We start from the raw sequence: 21,496 nt of genomic DNA, 5'->3' as shown, positions 1-21,496 counted from the left end.
GCGATCCCCAGATTAGGGACTGGCTGAGCTCACCCAGCAGGCAGCAATTCACTCGGCTCGCCGACGTACACCACAACGAGTTCGTCGCGGGCCCGGGTAGCGGCCACATAAAGGAGCGAACGCTCCCGCCGCAGAAGATCCGCGCGCTCCTCCTCAGGGACCGCACCGATCAAATAGCTTCGCGGCAGCGACTTCTCACCGACACCGACGAGCACCGCCTTGGCGAATTCCATGCCTTTCGCACGGTGCATCGTCATCACGACCGGAGTCTTTGGCGGCCCGGCCTTGTCCCGGTCGACGAAGGCCACCGTCACGTCTCGGTCTCCCAGCGCACGCGGCAAACTCTCGGCCTCCTTACGGGTGGGCACCAGCAGACCGATGCTCTCGGGTGCCGTGCCGCCATCAATCCAGGACTGCACGAGGTCCGCAACCTTCTGGTACTGGTCGGTCAGTGACTCTGCCTTGAGAACAGTGGGTTTCGGCCCGCGCCGCGCTGACCGGTAACCGGTGGTGCTCTCGGGATCCTCGTCGAGGTTGGCGTACTGCTCACCCGACAGGATGCCCAGCGCGTAGCGGAGGTTCTCCTGCGTAGTGCGGTAGTTCAGGGTCAGCCGCCGCGACCGGCCCACGATGTTGATCCCGTAGCTCTTCAACGTGATTCGTTGACCGTAGATGCGTTGGTGGGAATCCTCGGCGAGGAAAAGGTCGTCGGGGCCGATCGCGGCCAGCGCCCGTATCAACAACAACCGGCACGGGCTCAGGTCCTGAGCCTCGTCGACCAGCACGTGATCGGCCGGCCGGTCGGCACTGCTGTCGAGGACCTGCGCCGCGATCGCCGCCTTCTCGTCGAAGTCGGTCGCGCCCTCGGCGGCCGCGCCCGCGCGGTAGGTCTCGATGATGTCCCACACTGCGTTGCGTCGTGACCGGTTCAGCGCGACGCCGCGGCCGGGCCGCCGCACTTTCAGATACTGCTCCCGGGTGACAACATGGTTGGGCAGTACGACGGTCGCATACTCAGCCTCCAGGAGGGAGACCGAGCGCAGCGCGTCCGGGAGCTCTCCGGCATGTTGCTCGGCCGCGGCCTGCCAAGCTTGCGCAGATGTCACCCTTAGCACCTCGGCGGTTCGCGGACCCAGCACCTCCGCCACCGGCCCGGGTTGTCCGTTGCCGCCGCCGAGCCCCGACGCGGCGACCAGGACCCGGCGGGCGATGGTGTCGACGCCTGCCACGTAAACCCCGGGGCTGCCGAGGTCGTCTGCCACCGCGATGTCGGCGTCGAGGATCCTGAGCTGTTCGGCGAGGCTCTGCGCCAAAGTCTGATTGAACGTCGTGAGCACGATTCGTGCGTCCGAATTGCGACGTTGGAGTTCTCGAGCGCGGTGCAATAGCACAACGGTCTTGCCGGTGCCTGCGCCGCCGGTCAGGCGAAACGCGCCGGTGGTGCCCTTGGTGGTCCATATGCGCTGCTCGGGGTGTAAGAAGATGCGCCACGCCGCGAAGTCGGGGTTCTCGATCGCGGCCCGCAGGTCGGCGTTGTCCTCGACGAACGCGAACTCCATTCGGGCAGCCGGGTGCTGCATCGCGGCGAGCACCGCATCGTCACTGGTGGTGTCGACCGAAGCAGGCTCGGACAGTTGGTATATCTCGCGAACGTCGGCGAACGACCCGCCGAGGTAAAGATCGATGATCGCGTAGCCCTGCCACGATGCCGGGGCGGATTCGGCGTACTCGAGTACGGTGTCCTCGCCGACGAGGTCCAGCGCCCCTTCGGCGAAGACGGCGTCGATACCGAGATCGACGAGGTCGTCGAGGGTGTACTCACGTTGGCGCAGGCTGGGTTCAGCGACCTCGGCCGGCGCGGGGGCAATCGTCGGCTCGGCTGTGGACGCCGGCGGCGGGATGAACTCGTCGACGGGAATGAGCTCGGCGACGCCGTTGCGCGGGTTGATGCTGATCTGTGACTTCTGCGCGACAGCGATCGCCTCGTCGTGCGGGTAGGTCCCGGCGAAGACGTACGAAGCCTCATCCTGACTGCCCTGCAGCTTGAACAGCACGGCACGAAACGACAGGTCCACTCGTCCGGTGCGGGCCCGCGGGTCGGCGGAGTTGTTGATCGGTTCGATGTGCAGCCCCGGCGTCGTATCGTCGGCGGCCAGTTTGGTCAGGAAGCTGTAGGTGGCCTTCTGGAGGCTGCCGTCGAGCTTCTTCAGTCCGGGGCCGAGGATGATCTGGGGCACTAGGAAACTCCGTCCGATAGAACCGCGGTCAGGTTGTCCGCATCTGCCGCACACACCGTCCAGCCCGCTGAGGTGAAGTGGCGACGCTCGTCGTCGTCGAGGCCGAGATCGACGACGACTCTGCGGGTGGGCCAGGAGATCTCGACCGGGATGCCGTCGACTTCCTCGCCGACATCGGGGACGGGCAGGGCCGTTTCGGCCAGCTGCATGATCAGTTCCTGGCCGGCGGCGTCGGCCTGCTCGTAGGCGTCGCGCCAGGCCCCGGTGAGTGCGCCGTCCTCGACGAACTCGGCATGAGCAGGCGTGGTCGGCTGTGGCGCACCGTGCGCGGCGTGGCGGCGGGTGGTGATGACGGGCGGTACCGACCGGAAGTTCAGCAGGTTCGACCAGCGCAGCCACTCGCGCCATCCGTCTCTGCTGTCGCTGTGCAGTGCGGCGTCGTTGTCGTCGACGATTATCGCGGCCTCGGCGGAAAACGGTTGGCCGGTCATCCGGACCGCGAAGGCAAAGCCGCCGAACGACCACACCGACGTGTTGCCCGACGGGTTAGCGACGGGCCCGCCGTCGAGCGCCTGTGCGGCCAGCGTGGTCAGAGGTTCTGTGTCGGTGGTGCGGGTGCCGGTCTGCATCGTGCTCATCAGACCCATGGCCGGTAGCCAATTCGCGAGCCGCTGGCGGGCGTCACGCTGCGGCTGCTGAATCCAGGCGACCAGTAGATCGATCGCAGTGCCAAACACCAGATCGGCCATGCCGCGGGATAATTGGTCACCTGCGGTGGTGAGCAGTGTGGCCTGCACTTCGGTGCGCAACGCCGGCGACACCACGGGTGTGTCGTTGACGTCGTCATGGGTGATGCCGATGACCTGGTAGCCGGCATCGCGCAAATTACGGCGCTTCTCGGCGTCGTCGGCGAGGCGGTTGTGGGCCGGGGAGGCGTGATACAGCCATCCGTCGGTGAAAATCGCCGTCGGCGCGATCCCGCCACCGGCGTAGGTGAGGATGAAGTCGGGCTGGCAGCCCAGCACGTACTCCTGGGGCCGCAACGTCCAGCGGTGGGTGGAGCCCAGTGCGATGTCCCAGGCGACGCCGCTGTCGGTGGGCTTCTCAGTGATCGCGGCTCCGAGTGCCTTGAGCCGTTTGGCGAGCACGACGCGGAATCGCTTCTCTAGGTTGGATTCCGGGTCGTTGACGCCGGGTTCCTCGGTGGTGAGCGTCCACGGCATCGCATCCGGCACCTCGGTGTCCTCGCCGGGTTTGGGATCGCGGCCGATCAGCAGGCCGGCGAGATGGCGTTCGGCCACCGAGCGTGAGGTGTGGGTGACGTCGGCGGGGGCGGCGAACGGCAGCAGGCAGCGCTCACAGGCCAGCCGGCCGTCCTGGCGGCATTCGCAGTCCCGCAGAATCGCCCAGGCGCGGTGCAGCAGGTCCCACACCGTGGCCGGATCGGTGAAGTCGCTGAGGTAGCCGGTGCCGCCGGGCACCACGTCGTGCAGCAGCAGGGCGTGCTCGGTGTTGCCGCTGGGCGCGGGGTCGACGATCGTGATGATCTGCAGGTGGTCAGGATCGCCGCCGATCTGTTCGCGCAACCCGAGCAGCACCGCGGCCGACAGCGACGGGATTGCGAACGCGTCGCCGAGGGTGATCGACTGCGGCAGGCGCAGCACCAGCCCCTCAGTGGTCAGGCGTCGGGCCAACGCCAGCTCGGTGGCCGACTCCTCGTGCGAGGACCGTCGCGAACACCAGGGACGGTGTTCGCGCCGGTGGTTGACCCCGCTGGCGGTATCGAGCTTGCCGCACTCCGAGCACACTCGAAACAGGGCCGCGTCGACCTCGTCTCCGCTGATGACCCGTTTGGCGCCGCCAATCCCGCTGCGGCCCAGATTGACCCAGCGGATGGTCACGTTGCGCAGATGTTTGGCGCCGAAGCCGTGGGTTTGCACGTACCAGTGTTTGGTGACGTGGGCGTGGTCGATGTCGGCGAGGGCCTGCACGGTGAAGCGTTCGCGCGCGCGTTCGTCAGAGCCGTCGTCGATGGTGGCTTCTTCGCGGCGGATGATCGCCGACACGCTGGTCAGTTCGGCCACCGGCAGGCGCTGGCTGATGTCGGCGATGCCGTGGGTCCCGCAGCGCGGGCACTGGGTGGGGGTATCGGCGCCGTGGGCCTCGAGTTCCCGGACGTACCCGCAGCGCGGGCAGCACGCCCAGGATCGAACCTGTTCCCCTTCGGGGCCGAGGTCGATCGCGTCGATGGCGATCGCGAATCCATTGGAATAGAAGGTGGATCCGGGTGCGAAGTCGCGCAGCGCCTGCGCTGAGCCGCGGGTGAGTTCGAATTCGGAGTGTTCGTATTCCTGGGTTTCGGGGTTCTGCCAGTTCACCGACACCGACAGCGTCACGGAGTCGTCGAGCAGGGTGTAGTTGGGCAGCAGGCCGAACGATTCCAGGGCGCTGATCCAGTATTCCGAGCGCAGGTTCGCCAATTGCTTGCCGATGAGCCGTACCGAGGCCTGCGCGGTGCGCAGTTCCCGTTTGTCGTCATCGGTGGCCGCCGGTGAGGTGGCGCGTTCAAGGAGGGTGGGCAGTGCCTTCTCGGCGGCGGCCTTGCGGTGGGTCAGGGTTTCGATGCGCCGGTTCCACACCTGGCTGGCGATGTGGCAGCGCAGGGCGAATTCGCTGGTGCCGTCGCCGTCGGGACCGGGTCGGGGGAAGCGGCGCAGCCGCGCGAGGACGTCGTCGTCCAGCGGCGGCATCCCGGACACAAAGCTGTCGACGAGTTCGTCGCAGCGGTTCTCGGCTTCGGCGATCAGCGCGCCCAGGTAGCTTCCGACGATGGTGGCGCGCAACGCTTCCGGGGTGTTGCGCGGGTGCGGCGCGCCCGGCCGACGCGCGAGGACGTCGGCGACCGATGCGGTGAACTGCCGGCACAGGATTTCCTCGGCGTCGAGGTAGGTGGCCGGCGGCCGGACCGCGCCGTTGATGATGCGGCCGGGATGGTTGAACCGGGGGAGCTGGTCGCCGCGGCCGGTGACGAACGCCAGGGCCAGCGCATTGCCGGTCAACCGGCCGGCCCGGCCGACGCGCTGAAGGTAGGACGCCACCGACCGAGGCAGCGAGGACAGCATGACCGCCGACAGGTCGCCGATGTCGATGCCCATCTCCAAAGTCGGGGTGGCCACCAGCACGTTGGGCGCATCCGGCGGCGGATCGGTCTGCTTAAACTGCGATTCGTAAAGCAGCCGAGTTTCAGACGGCAGCAGGCTCGTGTGCTCCCGGGAGACGACGCGGCGGATGTCGGTGGCCGCGTACATCTGCCGGTAGAAGTTGTTCTCGACGCGCTGGCGGCGCATGGTGCCCACGCATCGGGCCACGAGACATGGCGCACCGTTAAGCTGTCCGGTGGTGTCGGGGTAGCTGTGCACGGTGTTGCGGCAGGTGTCGCAGATCAACGAGAGCGCGTCGGACTCGATCTCCGCGTCGTCGACCACACGGGCGACCACGGCACTGGCGGGCAGGTGGAAGGTCTGTCCGCCGGAGGCGGTGATGACCTCGCCGAGAACGTCGCGGGCCCGCAGTCGGGTGAACAGCAGCCGCGACAGCACTCCCGCCTCACTGGTGCCGACGCCGAGCACCTTGGCGGTCCACGCGGGATACCAACCGCGGGCGGCACTTACCGGTTCCAAGTCGGTGTCCCGCACAGACCCGCCCAGCACCGGGAAACCCGGCGCGGAGTTTCCTCTGCCGAAACCGGGCATGCCCTGGTCACGGCGACGGCCGCCGGTGACCCACCACCGGTTGCCGTCCTCGCGGCGGAACTTGTCGAACCACTCGTGCTCCACCGCGCCGCGGGTGCGCATCCGTTCCAGCACGCCGCGCACCCAGACGGTGAGCACCGCGTCGTCGAACTCGTCGAAACTGAGCTGGATCTGCGCGGCCTGCAGTGCTTCGACGGCGCAGGAGCGGAGCACCGATGCGGCGACGTCGACGTGCGCGACGGCGCTGCCGGTGGTCTCCAGGGTGCGGCCCACCCCAGAGCGCAGGCCGAACTCAAGCTGGACGTCGAGCAGCAGCCGGCGGCGCACCAGGTTGCGGGTCTTGGCCGACACGGTGCGGGGTTGCCAGAACGCCGAAAACGCCTCGCGTTCGGCCAGTTCGGGGGGCAGGAGCCGGTAGCGGGCGCCGGGGTCGTTGCCCGCAAGGTCGATCATCCGGTGCGCCAGCGACGCCAGGTCGGTTTCGCCGCGATCGAGTGCCTGGCGGGCCAAGGTGCGCAGGGTCAGCGCGTGGGAGCGGGCCTGCACGAATCCGGCGCGGTGCGCGGCGTCCTGCACGCTGTCGGTGAACACCAGCGCGCGTTTCTCGGCGGCGTTGAGGTCGGGGGTCCCGAACAATGTGGACAGCGACACTGAGAGCATGGTGGCGATCGCCGAGCCGAGGAAGCGGATGCCGTCGCGTTGCCGGCAGGACGGGCAGGTGTCGTTGACCGAGTCGTCGCCGGCGGTATCGGAACTGTGCACCAGGACCGGCAGTGCGGCGCCCTCGGCAAGTTTGTCCTCCGCGGGCATGGTGAAGGTGATGCTGCGTTCGGCCACCATCAGCCAACCCAGGCGTGACGGCGCGTTGCGTTGGGCGTCTTCGTCGGCAGGGTCGTACTTGTCGGCCTCGACCGGGGCGTGGATGAGGGCGCGGAAGCGGTCGTCGTTGCGCAGTTTCCGCCGCCGGATGGTGGTGTCGTCGGCGTCGAAGTCCCACCCGGTCGGGGCCAGCGTGACGGCCCAGCCGGAGCGGTTGCAGTGCCGGCAGTACAGCGCGGGCAGATAGGCGACGGAGTGGTCGGTTTCGCCGATGTGGACGCCGTCGTCCTCCCAGATGAAGTGTGGTGAGCCGGTCGCAGCGCGGGCGATGCGGGTCAGTTCGCGGATCCACAGGTGTACGTCGACCGACAGGGCGTCCCGGCCGTGGCGGGCACGGACATGGCTCAGCGTGTCGACGAGTGCGGCGGTGACCGCATGCCTGCGGGCGGTGTCGTCCTCATCGCGGACGGGGGTGACGAGCATGCGGCTCAGGTCGTCGATGCCGGTGGCCGCGGAGGCCGCCTCGGCGAGCCGGCCGAACACCGGGTGGGCCTTGACCAGATCGAGCACCAGGGGGCCGTCGTCGGTCATCGCCGACGTCAGCGCGGTGTCGTCGCCGCCGTCGTAGAGCCCGCGCAGCACCGCCAGCACGCGCACCGACGGATCTACTTGCGCGGGAATGGCGTCGGCGAGGTCGGCGATTCGGTTCTCGTCGAGTTCGGCGGGCTGCCACCCTGCGGCTCGCAGCCGTGCGTCGGCATCGCCTGCCCATTCGGTGACGGTCAGGCGTGACTCGGTGATGACAGCGTCGGGAGTGAAGGTGTCACCGAACACCGTTGCGGCGAAGTCGAGCATCGCCGTCGGGTCACGGCCGTCGCCGAGGGTGGCCGAGGTGGCGACCGGGGTGATGCGGCCCAGCGGGCGTTGCCAGTCCTCTTCGGTGAGGGCGGGATCGCCGGGTGCCCAGTGGCTTCTCAGGGTGAGGCCGAGGCGGCGCAGCAGCATCGACACGTCGGTGCCCTGGGCGCCGTCGTAGGTGTGGAACTCGTCGAGCACCAGATACTGCAGGCTGTGCGCGCTCTGGCGCCAGAGGTCGGCGTCGGCGGGGCGCAGCAGCAGTTGGTCGAGCATCTTGTAGTTGGTAAGCAGGATGTCGGGGGCGAGGTCGCGGATGACGGCGCGGTCGGTGATCAGTCCGTCGGCGGTGACCTTGGTGCGTTGCGGGCCGGCCTCGCCGGTGTAGAGTGCAGCGGTCACCCCGGCCAGTGTGGCGTGTTCGGTGAGCAGGCTGGTCAGCCGCGACGCCTGGTCGTTAGCCAGCGCGTTCATCGGGTAGAGAATGAGCGCCTTCATGCCGGTCACGCCGTCGCGTTTGGCGCGCTGGACGTGGTCGAGGATCGGGTAGAGGAACGCCTCGGTCTTGCCGGACCCGGTGCCGGTGGTGACCAGAGTGGGTTGGGGGCGGGGTCGCTCGAGGGTCAGCCGGTAGCTGCTCAGTCGGGCGAAGGCGGCGGCTTGGTGTCCGTAGGGCGGGAAACCCTCGTACCACTCGAGATGCTCGCGCCAGCCCTCTGCGGCGGGCCGGAACGGCAGCCGCACCCGCACATACGGTCCGCGGAACATGCCGGTTTCGGGGTGCTGCAGGAACTCGGCTAGCACACGTCGCGCGTCGGGGTCGGCGAGGGCGAATGTGGTGCCCAGATAGTCGAGCAGGCTGTGGGAGATCGCGTTGGCCTGGGCGAGGGGGAGAAGATCGGCCATGGTCAGCCCGAACCTGTTGCGCTGAGCCGTCGTTCGAATTCGGCGTAGGCGGCACGCATGTCGGCTTCGCGGTCGAGGAACTGGAACGGCGCCTCGTAGGTGTAGGTGTTGCCGGCCTGGTTGGTGGCGGTGCACTCCTCGACGCTCAGGTTGTCACCCTTGGTCCGCCACACTTTGAGAACCTCCTGCGGCACAAGTCGGCCGTTGCAGTCATACAGGTAGGTATTGCGGTCGTAACCGTAAAGCACCGGGAACTGGGTGCGGTACACAGTGCACAACTGGTCGGCGGTCAGGCCAAGCCCCAGGGCAACCAGGGCATCGATCTCCACCAGAGCTTGGCGGCGGTCCGCTGCGATGCGCAGAGGCGTGTCGCGCGTCCACTCAGGGCCGATGTCGCCCAGCGGGCGATGACGGGCGTGCTCGAACCCGGCTGCCCAGGAATCGGTTTGCATCGAGTATTCGAAGGATTCGCGCCAGAGGTCGGCATAGGCGTCAGTAACGCAGTTAAGGCGAGAAGCGCGAAGCGCCACTAGTGCTAAGACCTGCGTATCGGTGATCCTGGGAAGGCGCGAAATGGCACCAGAGCGAATCGTCGATTTTGGGGCGCACCGTACGCCGAAATCAGAGATCAGCGAACTCGTAATTCCCGCGAGTCTCACAGTCCAGGAAGGATCTCGGACGGCGAGGCTATATAGGCCGTCGACATGCGCCGCACCCGGTGGGATGATTGCCGGAATCAGCGTACGCTCGCCGACGTTGGCTGCCATTGCCCGCCACGCGATTCGATAGCAGTCACGAGCACGGACTGTCTCGATTACTCCGCTTTCGCTACTAATTTCCCATACCGTGTAGGCAGCGTTGTAGCGAGCACGTTGGCCGGCCGGCTTATATGCAGTTGCGGGGATCGCGTTGGCGGCAAGCGCCTCGAAGTCAGTAGCTGACCAATCACCCTTGCTTCGCATTGTTGGGTTTGGCGATTTATATAACGGTGTTGCTACGAAGAGGTGGGGTCCTTGGAGGATCGCGTCCTCCCAGTGTTCGGGTGCGCCCCAGCTGACCTCAAAATATCCCTTGGTTCGATCGTTCTTTTCGTGCCACCCAGGCGAGAACTGCAGATTTAGTTCACCAATGCGCCTCGAGCCGGAAAGCTTCTTCAAGACCGTCTCCAAAGACCGGTTCACAGTGTAAACCATACGAGTGTGGTATTTGGGTACGTTCGGAGATTCTACAAAGTCCTTCCAGATGGAAAGAACATCGTCGGAAACCTCAGTGATTCGGTTACGGTGCGGTCGCAGATCCCAGTTGCCGTCAGGGTCTTTTATACCGGGTTCCGGTCCCGACCCGTCGTGGTTCAAGGACCGGACAACGGTGTCGGGGTGATACAGCGATGCCGAGGAGAGGAAGAGCGGGTCGCGCGGCGGACCATATACGTGGATTCCGAAGACGAATTGATCGCCGATGTCGAATAGAAGAAGCTCGTTGATGAACTGCCAGTGCCGACGCAACCGGCGGTATGTGGCCTCGCGAAGTGGTCCGGCTTTCTCATCGGTGAAGTGAGTTTCGGGATGCACAAGTGAAACAACGCCGCTCGGTGACATATGCCGCCAAGTAAGCCCCATAAAGCAGCGATACAAGTCAGGCTGCAGCCCCTTTAGGAGAAGAAACTGCCGCGCATTACCGACAAAAGCCGCTAGCGCTGACACTTCGCCCGTGCCTTCAACCAAGAGCGCACTAACACCCGGAATGGCCAGGGCGGACTCACGCTTGGCGTGCCATTCCGCTTGCGTGGGCTTTATAGCGAGCTCGAACCACGGATCACCCTCAGCCAACAAAGCATTCGAGTCTGCAATCGGCCGCACCCAAGGGGGGTTGCCCGCCTGTAAATCAAAGCCTCCGCGCGAGAAGACGAACCCAAATTCCAACTCCCAGTGAAAGAAACCGTGTCGCTCGGCCAATCGCTCACATACCACCAGCCAAGGATGTGCAGCCAGGACGTCGGCGGCGTCTCTAGCTTGCGCGAACGCGAGGTCGTTCGATTCCGCGACGTCGAGGTCATGCCAGTCGTCGATGTCGGTGAGGCTGTGTTGTTCGGCGTCGCGAACACGCACCTTCAGTTCGACACCGAGCAGCTGCTGCAGCGCGTCGATCCACTGCTCGACGCTGGGCGGCTTTACGAGTTGCCCATCCACTGTGGCGATTTCATCGGTCAGCGGCCAGAACCACAACGCACACCATGCATCCATCACGCGGCGCAGCCGCCGGTAGGCGCCGCGCTCGTCGGCGAGCGACTTCTCGATCTGCTCGCGCGTGACCTTCCCGCCGACCGGCAGATCGTCGGCACCCCACACGTTAATGTGCCGTCGAATCTGAGACTCGGCTATCTGCAGCCGCCGCAGCGCAAGCTGCCAGAGCCGGTCGGTGCGCCGCGCCAGCGCCGCCAGCGTGGAGATCTGTGTCTTCGTCAGCTTCGGCCGCAGCGACTTCCGCCACTCCTTGACCCGCTCCAGCGATTCGGGCGCGAGCTCCCTGGCCTCCTTGGCGTCGGCGGTGCTGCCCCAGCCATCGGTCGGGAGCAGGAAATGGTGCACACCGCCGGCGAGGCCGTCGCCGAGGGTGGACAGCGGCTTGTCGACAGGAGTGGCCTGTAGCCAACTCTTCTCACGCAGGGACGCAGCAGTGATGACGGCGCGCCTCGCTCCGACCAGCGAGTTGCCGCGCCGCAGGTGCAGGCCGAACCACGGCGCGGCGAGACCCTCGCCCATGGTCGCCAGCCACAGCGAGATCTCCGCGAATTCGACCGCTGTGGCGTTGAGGTCGACCCCGTAGACCTGGTGGAGGGCGATGTAAGCTTTCACCCGCTGCAGCTCGGTGGGATAGCGGTCCGGGTCAATGCGTTCGCCCAGTTCTTCCTGGCGGCGTGACAGGTACTCCTCGGCAAGTTGGCGCACCGCCTCGACGGCAAAAGCCCCTGAGCCCAGGGCGGGTTCACACACCGTCAATTCGAGGATGTCGCGTGCGGAGGTGCGCTGGCCGTCCTGGTCGAGCAGTTCGGCCAGCGCCTGACCGACGACGAAGCGGGTCAGCACTTCTGGCGAGTAGTACGACGCCGACTGCTGGCGTTCGCGACCGGCGAGCCGGTAGACGAATGTGCCACGCCTATGTACGACGGGTTTGTTCTCCTTAGTGTCCTCGTCAACGGTGCGCACGAAGTCGTTCTCGGAGATGCCTTTGATGCGGGTGGACGGCACCACCCAGGAGCCCTTCGTCGCGTCGCCGTTCTTGGCGACCTCGTAGAGGTCCTCGGTGGCGAAGAACCCGGTGTAGCTCATCAAGCCCTCGTACACCGCGCCGAGCTGGTTGATGCCCAACTGGGCATAGGAGATGAAGCCGCGGTCGCGGCCTCTGACCTCCTTGCTCAGCAGCAGGTGGCGGAACACCTGCTGCAGGGCGGCGTTTCCGAGCTTTGTCGCGTCGATCAGCGCGGTCGCCTCGGGTCTGAACAGGTCGGCGCGCAGCGAACGGAACGTCAGGCCCTCCGCGGCGGCCGCGTCGTCACCGCTGCCGTCGTGACCTCGGTCCACCAGTCCGAACAGCACGTGTAGCGACTCGTAGAGGTGGGTGCCGCTGCGCCCGCGCGGGGTGACCAGTTCGGTGAGGGTCAGTTCACGGAGTCGGTCGAGGCTGTAGCCGCGCTCGTAGGCGGGGTCGCCGACGGGGAGCACCCCGAGTTCGGGGGCGGCTTCGGCGTACAGCAGGAACAGGATTCGGTATAGGAAGCGCAGCGACTGGCGAGCCAGCGGCTGGGCCTGCTCGGGCGGCAGCGGCGGCAGGTACTGGTCGGCGCGCCGGGTCACCACCTCGTTGGCGATGATCTCGATGGACAGCCGCACACCCTCGCGCAGATCCTCCGAGACACCCACCGTGTGCTTGATCGACTCGTCGATCACCGTCGACCACCACAGGTTGCCCTCGGCGTCGGGGGCCAGCGAGTCCGCGGCCATGCACGCAAGCGCGTGGTCGATCTCGCCGCCGCGCTTGTCGTCGTTGCGTTCCCCGACCAGCTGCAGGTTGACCGCCAGATAGCGGCCCTCCGGCCAGCGTTCCCGTTCGGTGATCAGTGCGAGTTCACCGGCCAGCACCAGCGCGAACTGCGGGCCGTCGTCGGCGACGAACAGGTGCGAGAGCAGCCGTGCGGCCGAGGCGATCTCCTCGTCGTCGGCGTGAAACGTCCGCAGCAGCGTCTTCTCGTCCTTGGCGAGCAGATCTTCGAGCGCCAGCGCCCCGCGGGCCTCGATAATCACGAGCGGCGCCGGGCCGGTCAGCCCGCGGGTGCGCACGGACAGTGCAGGGCCGGGTTCGTCGTCGCGGCCGCCGACGCGGTGGGTTTCCCAGCGGACCGGGTTGTCGTAGCCCAGGATGTCGCGCAGCCGACCGTACAGCGCGTCGAGGACGTCGGCATCGGCGTTCTCTGCCAGGCCGATAAATGTGCGGCCGAGGTCACCGCGGGCCTCGGTGTAGCGCGACCGCGGCGTGGGGTGGCCCTGCTCGCGTTCGGCGTCCCAGCCTTTGCGGCGCTCGATCACCTTGGCCTGGAACGACTGTGAGCGCGCATCGGTGGTGAAGTAGTGCTCGCTGAGGAAGTCCTCGCCGAGGATCAGTGCGTCGGAGGTGGCCATCGTGATCCTATTAATTTCCGCCGGTGAAGTCGGTGGGCACGACCACGATTAGCGGCCGTACCAGCCGACGGTCGGGGTTCATGTCCTGGGCCAGCGCCTGCTCGTCGTCGATACGCTGGGTGCGTTGGCGCAGCCCCACGTGCTGAGTCATGCTCTGCGCTTGTTGTTTCCACTGTTGGGTGCGGTGTAGCCAGTCCTGGATGCGCTGGGCGGTGTCGGCGCGGATGGCCTCGGCGTGCTGCTCGGCCGCGGAGTCGGCAGCCCTGACCGCGGTGGCCACCAGGGGTTGCAGGCTAGCGACGTCGGTGAGGTCGCCGGAGTTGATTGCGCTCAGACTCAGCGTGTCGATGGCGTCGTGGACGCTCGCGTGCGGGGTGGCGAACCCGACCGCCGGTTGGTTCGGGTCGGGGAACTCGACGGTGTAGTAGGTGGCCGCCACCACCTGTCCGCGCAAGTTAGATTGGGTGACGAGCACCAGCACCGTCGGGGAGGCGACGTCGCCGCGTACGGCGAAGATCTCGTCGCGGCTCAGTTCGGCCAGTGCCCGGTCGGCGGCCCACTCGATCACCGGGTGCAGTGGTGCGAGGAAGTGCGCCTCGGGCCAGGTGGACTGTGAGGTTCCCGAGCGGGCCTGGACCAGTTCGTCGCGGCCCCGCGCCGGGGTCAGCGCGAGCTTAAAGGATTCGATGACTTTGCGGTCCCGCAGATAGGACTGGGGCAACACCTGCAGCCGCTGGCGCAGGTCGGGTGGCGGCACCAGCGAGGCGATCGAATGCAGTTTGTGCACTTGCCATTTGATGCCGTTGGGTGGAGCCTGCTGTGGGGTGGTGATGAACTCCTCGACCGCGTCGGCGAGGAACGCGAAGTCGGTGTCGTAGACGCCGTTGCGGCCGGCCGCGGTCGGAGTCGTGGGTTCGGCGGTCGGTTGACCGATGGCACCGGTGGACAGCCCGGCGAAGAAGGCGTCGAGCCCGCCCGCTGTGCCGATCTCATCGACGCTGCGCACCACGGAGTCGAGTTCGGCGCTGCCCTCGAGCACCTTGCGCACCGCCTCCTCCTCCGCCTTGACGTCGTAGGTGCCGATCAACGAGGCCGCGTCGCCCAGGGCGGTGTGGGCCTCGTGTTCGCGTTCCACCAGCCGCGTCAACACCCGGATGTCGCCACTGAACCGGTCTGTGGACGGGGTGAGCAACAGGGCGGTGATCACCGGCCGGTGCCGCTGGCCGTACCGGTCGATGCGGCCGTTGCGCTGCTCGATGCGGATCAGACTCCACGGGATGTCGTAGTGCACCAGGTGGTGACATTGGGTGTGCAGGTTGACGCCCTCGGAGGCGACGTCGCCGGTGACCAGCACCCGGATCGGGGAGGACTCCAGCTTGAACGACTCCACGATGTCTTGCTGATCTTCATCGCTGAGCCCGCCGTGCAAGACCGCCACCTGATCGGCGGCTAGCTTGAGGTCACGCAGCAGGGCCTTGGCCAGCCAGTGCAGGGTGGCGACCCGTTCGGCGAACACCACCACGCGGCGGTCGCTGGTCCGGGCCACGCCGATGTCGCTGAGGTATTTCAGGAGTGCGTCGTACTTGGCCGACCCGGCCGTGAGGACTTTGTCATTCAACTCGGCGAGACGCTGTAGGGCCTGACGCTCCGTCGCTGCCTTCGGTTCGTCGTCGTCAAGCCGACGCATCCGTTCGCGGATCGACTCGGCGAGTGCAGCCGGCGAGGACAGGAACGCCTTGGCCAGCACCCACGGGAACAGCGCCGCGGTGCTGCCCGAGTACGGCGAGCCACCCGGCCCAGGCCACAGCCACACGTCTTCCAGCTCGCGAGCGACGGCGTCCTCGGCGGCAGAAGCAGCCACGGTGATGTTGCGCGGTGGTTCCCGCTCCGCCCAGTCCGAACCCACCTCGGCGGCGACATCGGGGTGGTGGCGGTGGCGACGGATCACCAGCTTGGCGACCTGGTCGAGGTCCAGCTCACCCGCCGGGTCCACGGCGCTGGGATCGAGCATCCGCACCAACTCCGCGAACGACTCCGCCTTGCCATTGTGGGGGGTGGCCGACGCCAGGACCAGCGCGTCGGTGCGTTCGGCCAGCAGTCGGGCCAGCCGGTTGTTCAGCGCCGCGGTGTTGGTGACGTTGTGGGACTCATCGATGACGACCGCGTCCCACCACTGCTTACGCAGGTGAGCGACGTAGCGGTCGCTCTTGAGCGTGTCAATCGAGATGATCACTCGCTTGTAGTAGGTGAACGGGTTGCGGTTGCCGGGCAGGACCTGCCGGATGCGCTGAATTCCGGTGGAGTCCAGCCGCACGAACGGCAACGCGAACCGGGTCCACAACTCCATCTGCATTTGCTCGAGCACATGCTTGGGCGTGACGATCAGGATGCGCTCGCCGCGGCCACGGCGCACCAGCTCGGCGAGGATCATGCCGATTTCGATGGTCTTACCGAGGCCCACTGCGTCGGCCAGCAGCACCCGTGGGCGCAGCTTGTCGGGGTCGAGCGCCTTGCGCACCGCTTTGAATTGGTATTCCAGCGGGTCACTTAGCCCACCGCGCGCCACCGACAGGGCCGGATCGGTCGCCGCGACCGGCGTCTTGCGCAGCGTCGCCTCCAGCCACAACCTGGACCGGCGGAAGTTCGACGACCTGTCTGCGACCACCCGCACGTTCGCCGGGTCGACGGTGACGACCTCGTCGATGCCGGTGGAGAAGGTGGCCTCGGTGTCGCGCACTAGCTCTGACAACCCGATGACATTGACGAAGAAGCCGTCGGTGGCCTGCTCGACCTTATTGACCAGCCATTCTGCGTCGCGCACCAGCACTACGGAGCCGGGTGCGGCAGTGAAGGTCGGGCTGCCCGTCACTGGCTTCGTGATGGGTGGCTCTGTGATGGTCACTTGGTCTCCGGGACGGGGTGGGGGTGTTGGTCTCGTTGGCTGCTTGGGCGGTGGTTCGTGGTCAGCCTCTCCGGAACCGACTTGCTCTTTCTCGGCTCCAACGACAGCCCGAATGGTGTCCTCAGAGACACCGAAGAACTCGGCGGATTTGCTGAACATCTCGGCGACGGCGCGGCTCCTCGCGTGGGGATCTGAGACGACGCTCGCCGCGTGGTAGTCGCGCCGGATACGGTTCCGTTGCCCGGAGGTCAGCAACTCCTCAGGTAGCGCGTCTGGCAGTTCGTCGTGAAGGAGGTAGTCAATTGTGTCGAAGGAGATCCCATACTTCGCTGCTAGTTCGACGCAGGTGTTGCGCACCGCCCACTCGATGCCATGCGTGTCGACCGCATTCTGTACGGTTCGGCGAATTCCCGACCTTTGGGCCGGTGACAACTGATGAGCTTCCAGGCGCGTTGTCTCCCCCACACAGCCCCACGGTAGCGGGGGTTCCGCGACCATGTCCGCATTTCCCACCGGCTTCCACCTCAGCAACCGTTGGAACCCGACTCATATGGAAGCTGAGCTACCACTGTCCGTAGGCTGGGAGAGGTGCAGGCGGAGACACGGACACTGACGCAACTCTTCCAGCCCGACGTTCGCTACATCATCCCGCTTTATCAGCGCCCATACGTCTGGAGCGAGCAACGGCAGTGGAGCCCTTTGTGGCAGGACATCGCGACCGTCGCCGACCACGTGCTGAACGAGGGACCGTCGTCCAAATCGCCGGCGCATTTTCTCGGCGCGATCGTCATTGAGCAAGAGGAGAACCCTCCTGGGTCGCCGCAGCGGTATCTCGTTATCGACGGCCAGCAAAGACTCACCACGCTTCAGCTTCTAGTCGCTGCTGCGGCTCGTGCCGCGCACGAATTGGGATGTACAGCGCAAGGTGATCTGCTTCGTCGTCTGACCTTAAACGACGAGCTTCTTGCTGCGGGAGATGAGCGGTTCAAGGTATGGCCGACCAACGCCAATCGCGAGGCGTTTCGAGCCACGATCCGCACCGACGGGCCATCGTCGGAGCCTGACGTTGCTTCGAAGGAGGAGATTCAAGGTGCCTACTCCTTCTTCAGCACCCAGATCAAGGCTTGGGCCACAGACGACGATCCGGCGTCATCAACCAAATCGCCCCCCACCGAACATTTCGAAGCCCTCAGAGTGACACTCGGACACTTGCTGAAACTGGTGTCGATCCGTCTCGACGATGGCGATAACCCCCAGGTCATCTTCGAAACGCTCAATGGACGCGGCACGCCATTGATTGCTCTCGACTTGCTCAAGAACGCAGTTTTCTTGAGAGCCGAACGCGAAAGCGCGGACACCGACAAGCTGTATGCGCATTATTGGGCGCCTGAGCTCGACCGGGACTACTGGCGTGAGGACAGACGATCAGGTCGGTTGTTCAACAAGAACGGCGATCTCTTTCTGCAGTACTGGCTGGTCAGTGAGCTCGCTGAGGCCGTCCCAGCGACGGAGCTTTTTGAGGTGTTCCGCACCAGAATCCTTCAGAGGCAGGCCTGCCCGCCGATGACCGATCTCATTCCGAGGCTTACCCGGGACGCCGCCGCGTTGCGCAGCTTTCAAGATGCTCAACCTGGGACCGCCGATAGGCGGTTCTACGACTTACTCGAACTCCTCGACACCACCACATTGATGCCAATCGTCCTTACGCTGCTTCGCTCCGAAGATGTCAGCATCGAGCGCCGCGCAAACGCGTTCCGCATCCTTGAGAGCTTTCTCGTCCGTCGGATGATCTGCGGCGGTACTACGAAGAACTACAACCGTCTCTTCGCCGCACTGATCAGCGACGTCAAGGCGGACCTCGCGCATGCCGACGAAGTGCTCGCGGCACGGCTCGCGGCTGAGACAGCTCCAGCCAATCGGTGGCCGCGCGACGAAGAGGTCCGTGCGACGATCCAGACGCGAGACATGTACGGGCAACGTCGGCAAGACCGACTGGTGATGGTGCTACGCCGCATCGAAGATCACCTTCGCGCAATGGACAACAAGACCGAGCAGGGACTCGCTACGACGAGCAGTCTGACCCTTGAACACCTCATGCCTCAGAAGTCCGAACCGCATTGGCCGCTCGACGAGACTCAGGATGATCCTCAGTCTTGGAGGTCCAGTCATCTTCATAGACTTGGCAACTTGACGCTGACCACCGGCCCGCTCAATTCGAGTCTGTCCAACGGCCCGTGGCACGCCCCGCACCAGGCAAAGGACAAGCGACGAGGCCTTGTTGAGCACAGCCTGCTGAAGTTGAACTCGACGTTGGTGGCGCAGTATCCGGAGACATTTAGTGAAGCCGACGTTGACGAGCGGGGGGCGTACTTCGCCGACCTGATCACCAGTATTTGGCAAGGCCCCGAGGAATCAAAGCTGTCCGATCCGCCTCTAAACAGGTCACCCCCCCAGGTCGAGTCAGCAAGTGCGCCGCCGCCCCCTCCATCGCATTCCGCTGAGGGCGAGACGTCGCGGTCGGATGCACCACCATTGCACCCAGGGCGGGAGGCCATTCGCGAACTATTGCGTAGCGGCATGGGTACGAGCGAGATATCGGACCGCCTCGGCGGCGGTCGCAATCTGTGGCTGGATGTGCTCGAGGAAGAGGCCGTTCTCTCCGGGGAGGTGCTGGAACGGATGCCAACCTCGCAGGATGCGGTGACGCTCCGCGATGATCGAAACCTCCGCTGGGAGCGGATCGCCGCCCGACTCTACGGAGATGCAAGACGGACCGACGCCGTGAAGCGGCTCTACGACGGGGCCAAGGGCGAAGGTGCTTCCAGGCGTTCGTACACTGGAAAGGGCCGTCTGTTCCCCGATATGGAGGACTGACAGCTCGCCTCCTTGTCTCGCAGCGGCATGATGGCCGAAGCGTCGAATGCTTAGAGAACCCTACAAACCGCCCAGGGCCCTCGAGCCGACCTTGTACGATCCTTATCTCATCAATCATTGACGCAGGCTCGCTTAAGCTGCAATCGCCGCAACCGCACTCATGGCCGCCGTCCTCATCATCGCCCGCGCCGGCGTCGGGCGTCGGGATCGCCCTGGCCTTCCTCGCATGATTAGCTCGGCGCCACAAGCGAACTGAGCTCCGTTGCTTTGGAACCCAGTTTCACAAGCTGACCATCTACCTGCCAGATCCGGTCCACCGCCCCCGCCTGCTCCGGAATCGACCACAATCGCTCGCACGAATGGAGGTCGTACGCCTTCGCGAGTATGCCGGCATCGGGATTGGTGACTGCGAACACCAGTGTCGAACCATCAGTGCCGAGAAAGTTCTGCATGGGGTAGTCGCAGACCGGACCCTTGTCACCGTCTTTGAGGTCGTACTGCTGCCACTGCGGAAACGTTTGGCTCTTGGCCAGATTGACCATCAGCGTCGTTCCGACGAGCTGCATCACGCCGGGGGGAACTTCGATCAGTTTCTTTCCCTGGGCGGAGTACACGGCGTTCAGCTCGTCCGGTCCTGTTGTGGTGACCGGCAGATCGGCCGGTTCCTCCCGAAGTATTGTCTCGGTGCTCTCACCGACACGCCTACCGCTCTCATCGAAGAAATAGATGCCGCCGGGCACTCCGTCAGCATCAGAAGTCTGGCTGGCGAATCCTCCTGTGTAGAAATATGTTTCAACAAGGGACGCACCCTTGTCGAGTTCGGGTTCGACGACGCGACCATCGGCCACAGAGAAGACGGTCTGTGAGAACTTCCTGGGGTTCGCGTCTCTCTGCGCCGTAAGGGTTTGCGATCGTGCGGCCGGACGCTCGACCGGCTCCATCTCGAGCAATCCGTCCCCGGGGACGAACCACGTCGTCTCGGCCCGCGGACCGATGCCGAACACACCCTGATCCTGCGTCGTCGCCACCGCGTACATGCCGACCTGCTTGACAGCCAGCTTGCCGGATCCCAATCGCAGATCCGACGGGCCGACGTACTTCACCGCACCGGACCGGCCGTCAATCACGCGCGCAGTCACCGACGGCAATCCGTCCAGACACAGAATGTCGTTCGGCCCGTGAAGAAAACACTGCGGATACCGCGCCGCCGAACTCAACGGCACGGCATCGAACAGTCGCCGACCGTCCTGGACGTCAATCCCAGCCAGCCACCACTGCGGCGCATCCGGTGCCCCGCTACTCGCCAAAAAGTAGGCGCGGGAGTCCATGCTGCCGATGAACGGCCGCGGTCCGCGGGCATCATTGCTGACCGCGATGCGGCTGTCGCCGGTGGTTGGCAACCCCAGATCGCTGACGGCCGCGCGCCATCCTGGGACCGGTTGCTCACGCATCGACGACGACAGCATCGCCTGCGGTGGCGGTTCCCACGATGCTCTCGCGGCACTCAATCTGAGGTCCGGTAGCCACCGGGTGACGAAGAGAACTGCTGCGACCACCACGATCACCAAAATTGCTACACCAATGACGAGAAATCCTCGACGCCTGCTCATACGAAGGGGCAATGCCGGTCTCAACTGTCCCCGATCCCCCGGCGAGCAGCCCACGCTTCAGCCAGCTGGGTATTGGCCGCTTCCGAAGACGGCCACCCGAGAACGTGCTGCAGGAAAGCACCAGTACCGACGCGATCGTGACCGAGGTTGCGCATCAGTTCGACAATCACTTCACGTTGGGCCGCGCGCGCTTTCTCCTTCGCCAGCGTGGCCAGTTCTTGGATCTCTTCCCCTAGTCGGGCTTCATCAAAGCCGGAGAGGTTGAATACGTCGACGCGCTGCAGTCGTCCTCCGAGAGTTGCGGTGGCCGAGAGAGCTCCTGTCGGACTGGTGACGGTGAAGAGGACCGTAGGAGGCCCATCGGTGTGGTCGACGGGGATTGCCGACTGCCAGGAGATCCAACTGTCTTCCGAATCGTTCGGCGCGATCGGCGCGTATGGGTCGAGAGCCTCCAGTCCGGCGGGAGCGAAGCCCTCTTCGCTGGCGGCCGCGGGCATGTCCTCGTCATTCCACCTCGCGTCAGATGGCATACACGCTGCCTCCGTCGCGACAGGCCGGCGTCACAAACTGCACGAGTCAATGTCCCTGCGCGCGAGCCAATCCGCATTCTTGTAATTCGCGGACGCCGCGGTCAGCCGCTCGGAGAGGTCGTGTGACATGCGCCAGAGCTTCGCGTCCGCGGCGTCCCGGGCGGCTTCGATCGCGTCGATCGCCATATTGCTGGCTGCGCAGACGACGCCGTGGGTGGCCCACACACTCGACGCGAGATCGTTCACCGTCTCACCCGCGATCTTCAATCGGCCCGCGGCTGAGGCCTGCTTGGCCGCGAGTTCGTCGACGTGCTCGGTGAGCACTCGAAGGTTGT

The 21,496-nt window shown here is 65.6% G+C and carries 8 protein-coding genes; 1 reads left to right on the top strand and 7 read right to left on the bottom strand.

Annotation, left to right across the window (positions count from 1 at the left end):
• Positions 1 to 29: 29 nt before the first annotated feature.
• From ACXYX3_RS04130 to ACXYX3_RS04115, 4 genes are read right to left on the bottom strand one after another with little or no spacing between them, the layout of a single operon-like run.
• Entirely contained in the window at positions 30 to 2,237 is a 2,208-nt protein-coding gene (locus ACXYX3_RS04130) for a 3'-5' exonuclease (RefSeq protein ID WP_458610258.1), read from the bottom strand.
• Positions 2,237 to 8,569 (bottom strand): DEAD/DEAH box helicase, encoded by a 6,333-nt coding sequence (locus ACXYX3_RS04125; RefSeq protein WP_458610257.1) that lies wholly within the window; start codon positions 8,567 to 8,569, stop codon positions 2,237 to 2,239. The genes ACXYX3_RS04130 and ACXYX3_RS04125 overlap by 1 nt, the downstream gene beginning before the upstream one ends.
• A gap of 2 nt (positions 8,570 to 8,571) precedes the next feature.
• On the bottom strand, positions 8,572 to 13,245 hold the full coding sequence (locus ACXYX3_RS04120; RefSeq protein WP_458610256.1) for a DNA methyltransferase: 4,674 nt from the start codon (positions 13,243 to 13,245) through the stop codon (positions 8,572 to 8,574).
• Positions 13,246 to 13,255: 10 nt separating this feature from the next.
• Complete coding sequence (locus ACXYX3_RS04115) at positions 13,256 to 16,147, bottom strand: helicase-related protein (RefSeq protein WP_458610255.1); 2,892 nt, start codon at positions 16,145 to 16,147, stop codon at positions 13,256 to 13,258.
• A 588-nt stretch (positions 16,148 to 16,735) separates the two neighbouring features.
• Between ACXYX3_RS04115 and ACXYX3_RS04110 the strand changes: the two genes are divergently transcribed.
• Complete coding sequence (locus ACXYX3_RS04110; protein WP_458610254.1) at positions 16,736 to 19,021, top strand: DUF262 domain-containing protein; 2,286 nt, start codon at positions 16,736 to 16,738, stop codon at positions 19,019 to 19,021.
• Between the two features lie 230 nt (positions 19,022 to 19,251).
• Here ACXYX3_RS04110 and ACXYX3_RS04105 read toward each other — a convergent pair whose 3' ends face one another.
• The 3 genes from ACXYX3_RS04105 to ACXYX3_RS04095 all read right to left on the bottom strand — a co-directional run bounded on the left by ACXYX3_RS04105 (position 19,252) and on the right by ACXYX3_RS04095 (position 21,485).
• A complete protein-coding gene (locus tag ACXYX3_RS04105; RefSeq protein ID WP_458610253.1) occupies positions 19,252 to 20,586 on the bottom strand; it encodes a hypothetical protein in 1,335 nt (444 codons plus the stop codon).
• A 65-nt stretch (positions 20,587 to 20,651) separates the two neighbouring features.
• Positions 20,652 to 21,161 (bottom strand): hypothetical protein, encoded by a 510-nt coding sequence (locus tag ACXYX3_RS04100; protein WP_458610252.1) that lies wholly within the window; start codon positions 21,159 to 21,161, stop codon positions 20,652 to 20,654.
• Between the two features lie 30 nt (positions 21,162 to 21,191).
• Positions 21,192 to 21,485: a type VII secretion target gene (locus tag ACXYX3_RS04095; RefSeq protein WP_458610251.1), complete on the bottom strand. Its 294-nt coding sequence runs from the start codon at positions 21,483 to 21,485 to the stop codon at positions 21,192 to 21,194.
• Positions 21,486 to 21,496: the final 11 nt, after the last annotated feature.

It is taken from the genome of Mycobacterium sp. Panama NTM2 (assembly GCF_054355555.1).
The sequence above is the reverse complement of the archived record's forward strand: the minus strand, read 5'-3'. Positions and strand labels throughout refer to the sequence as shown.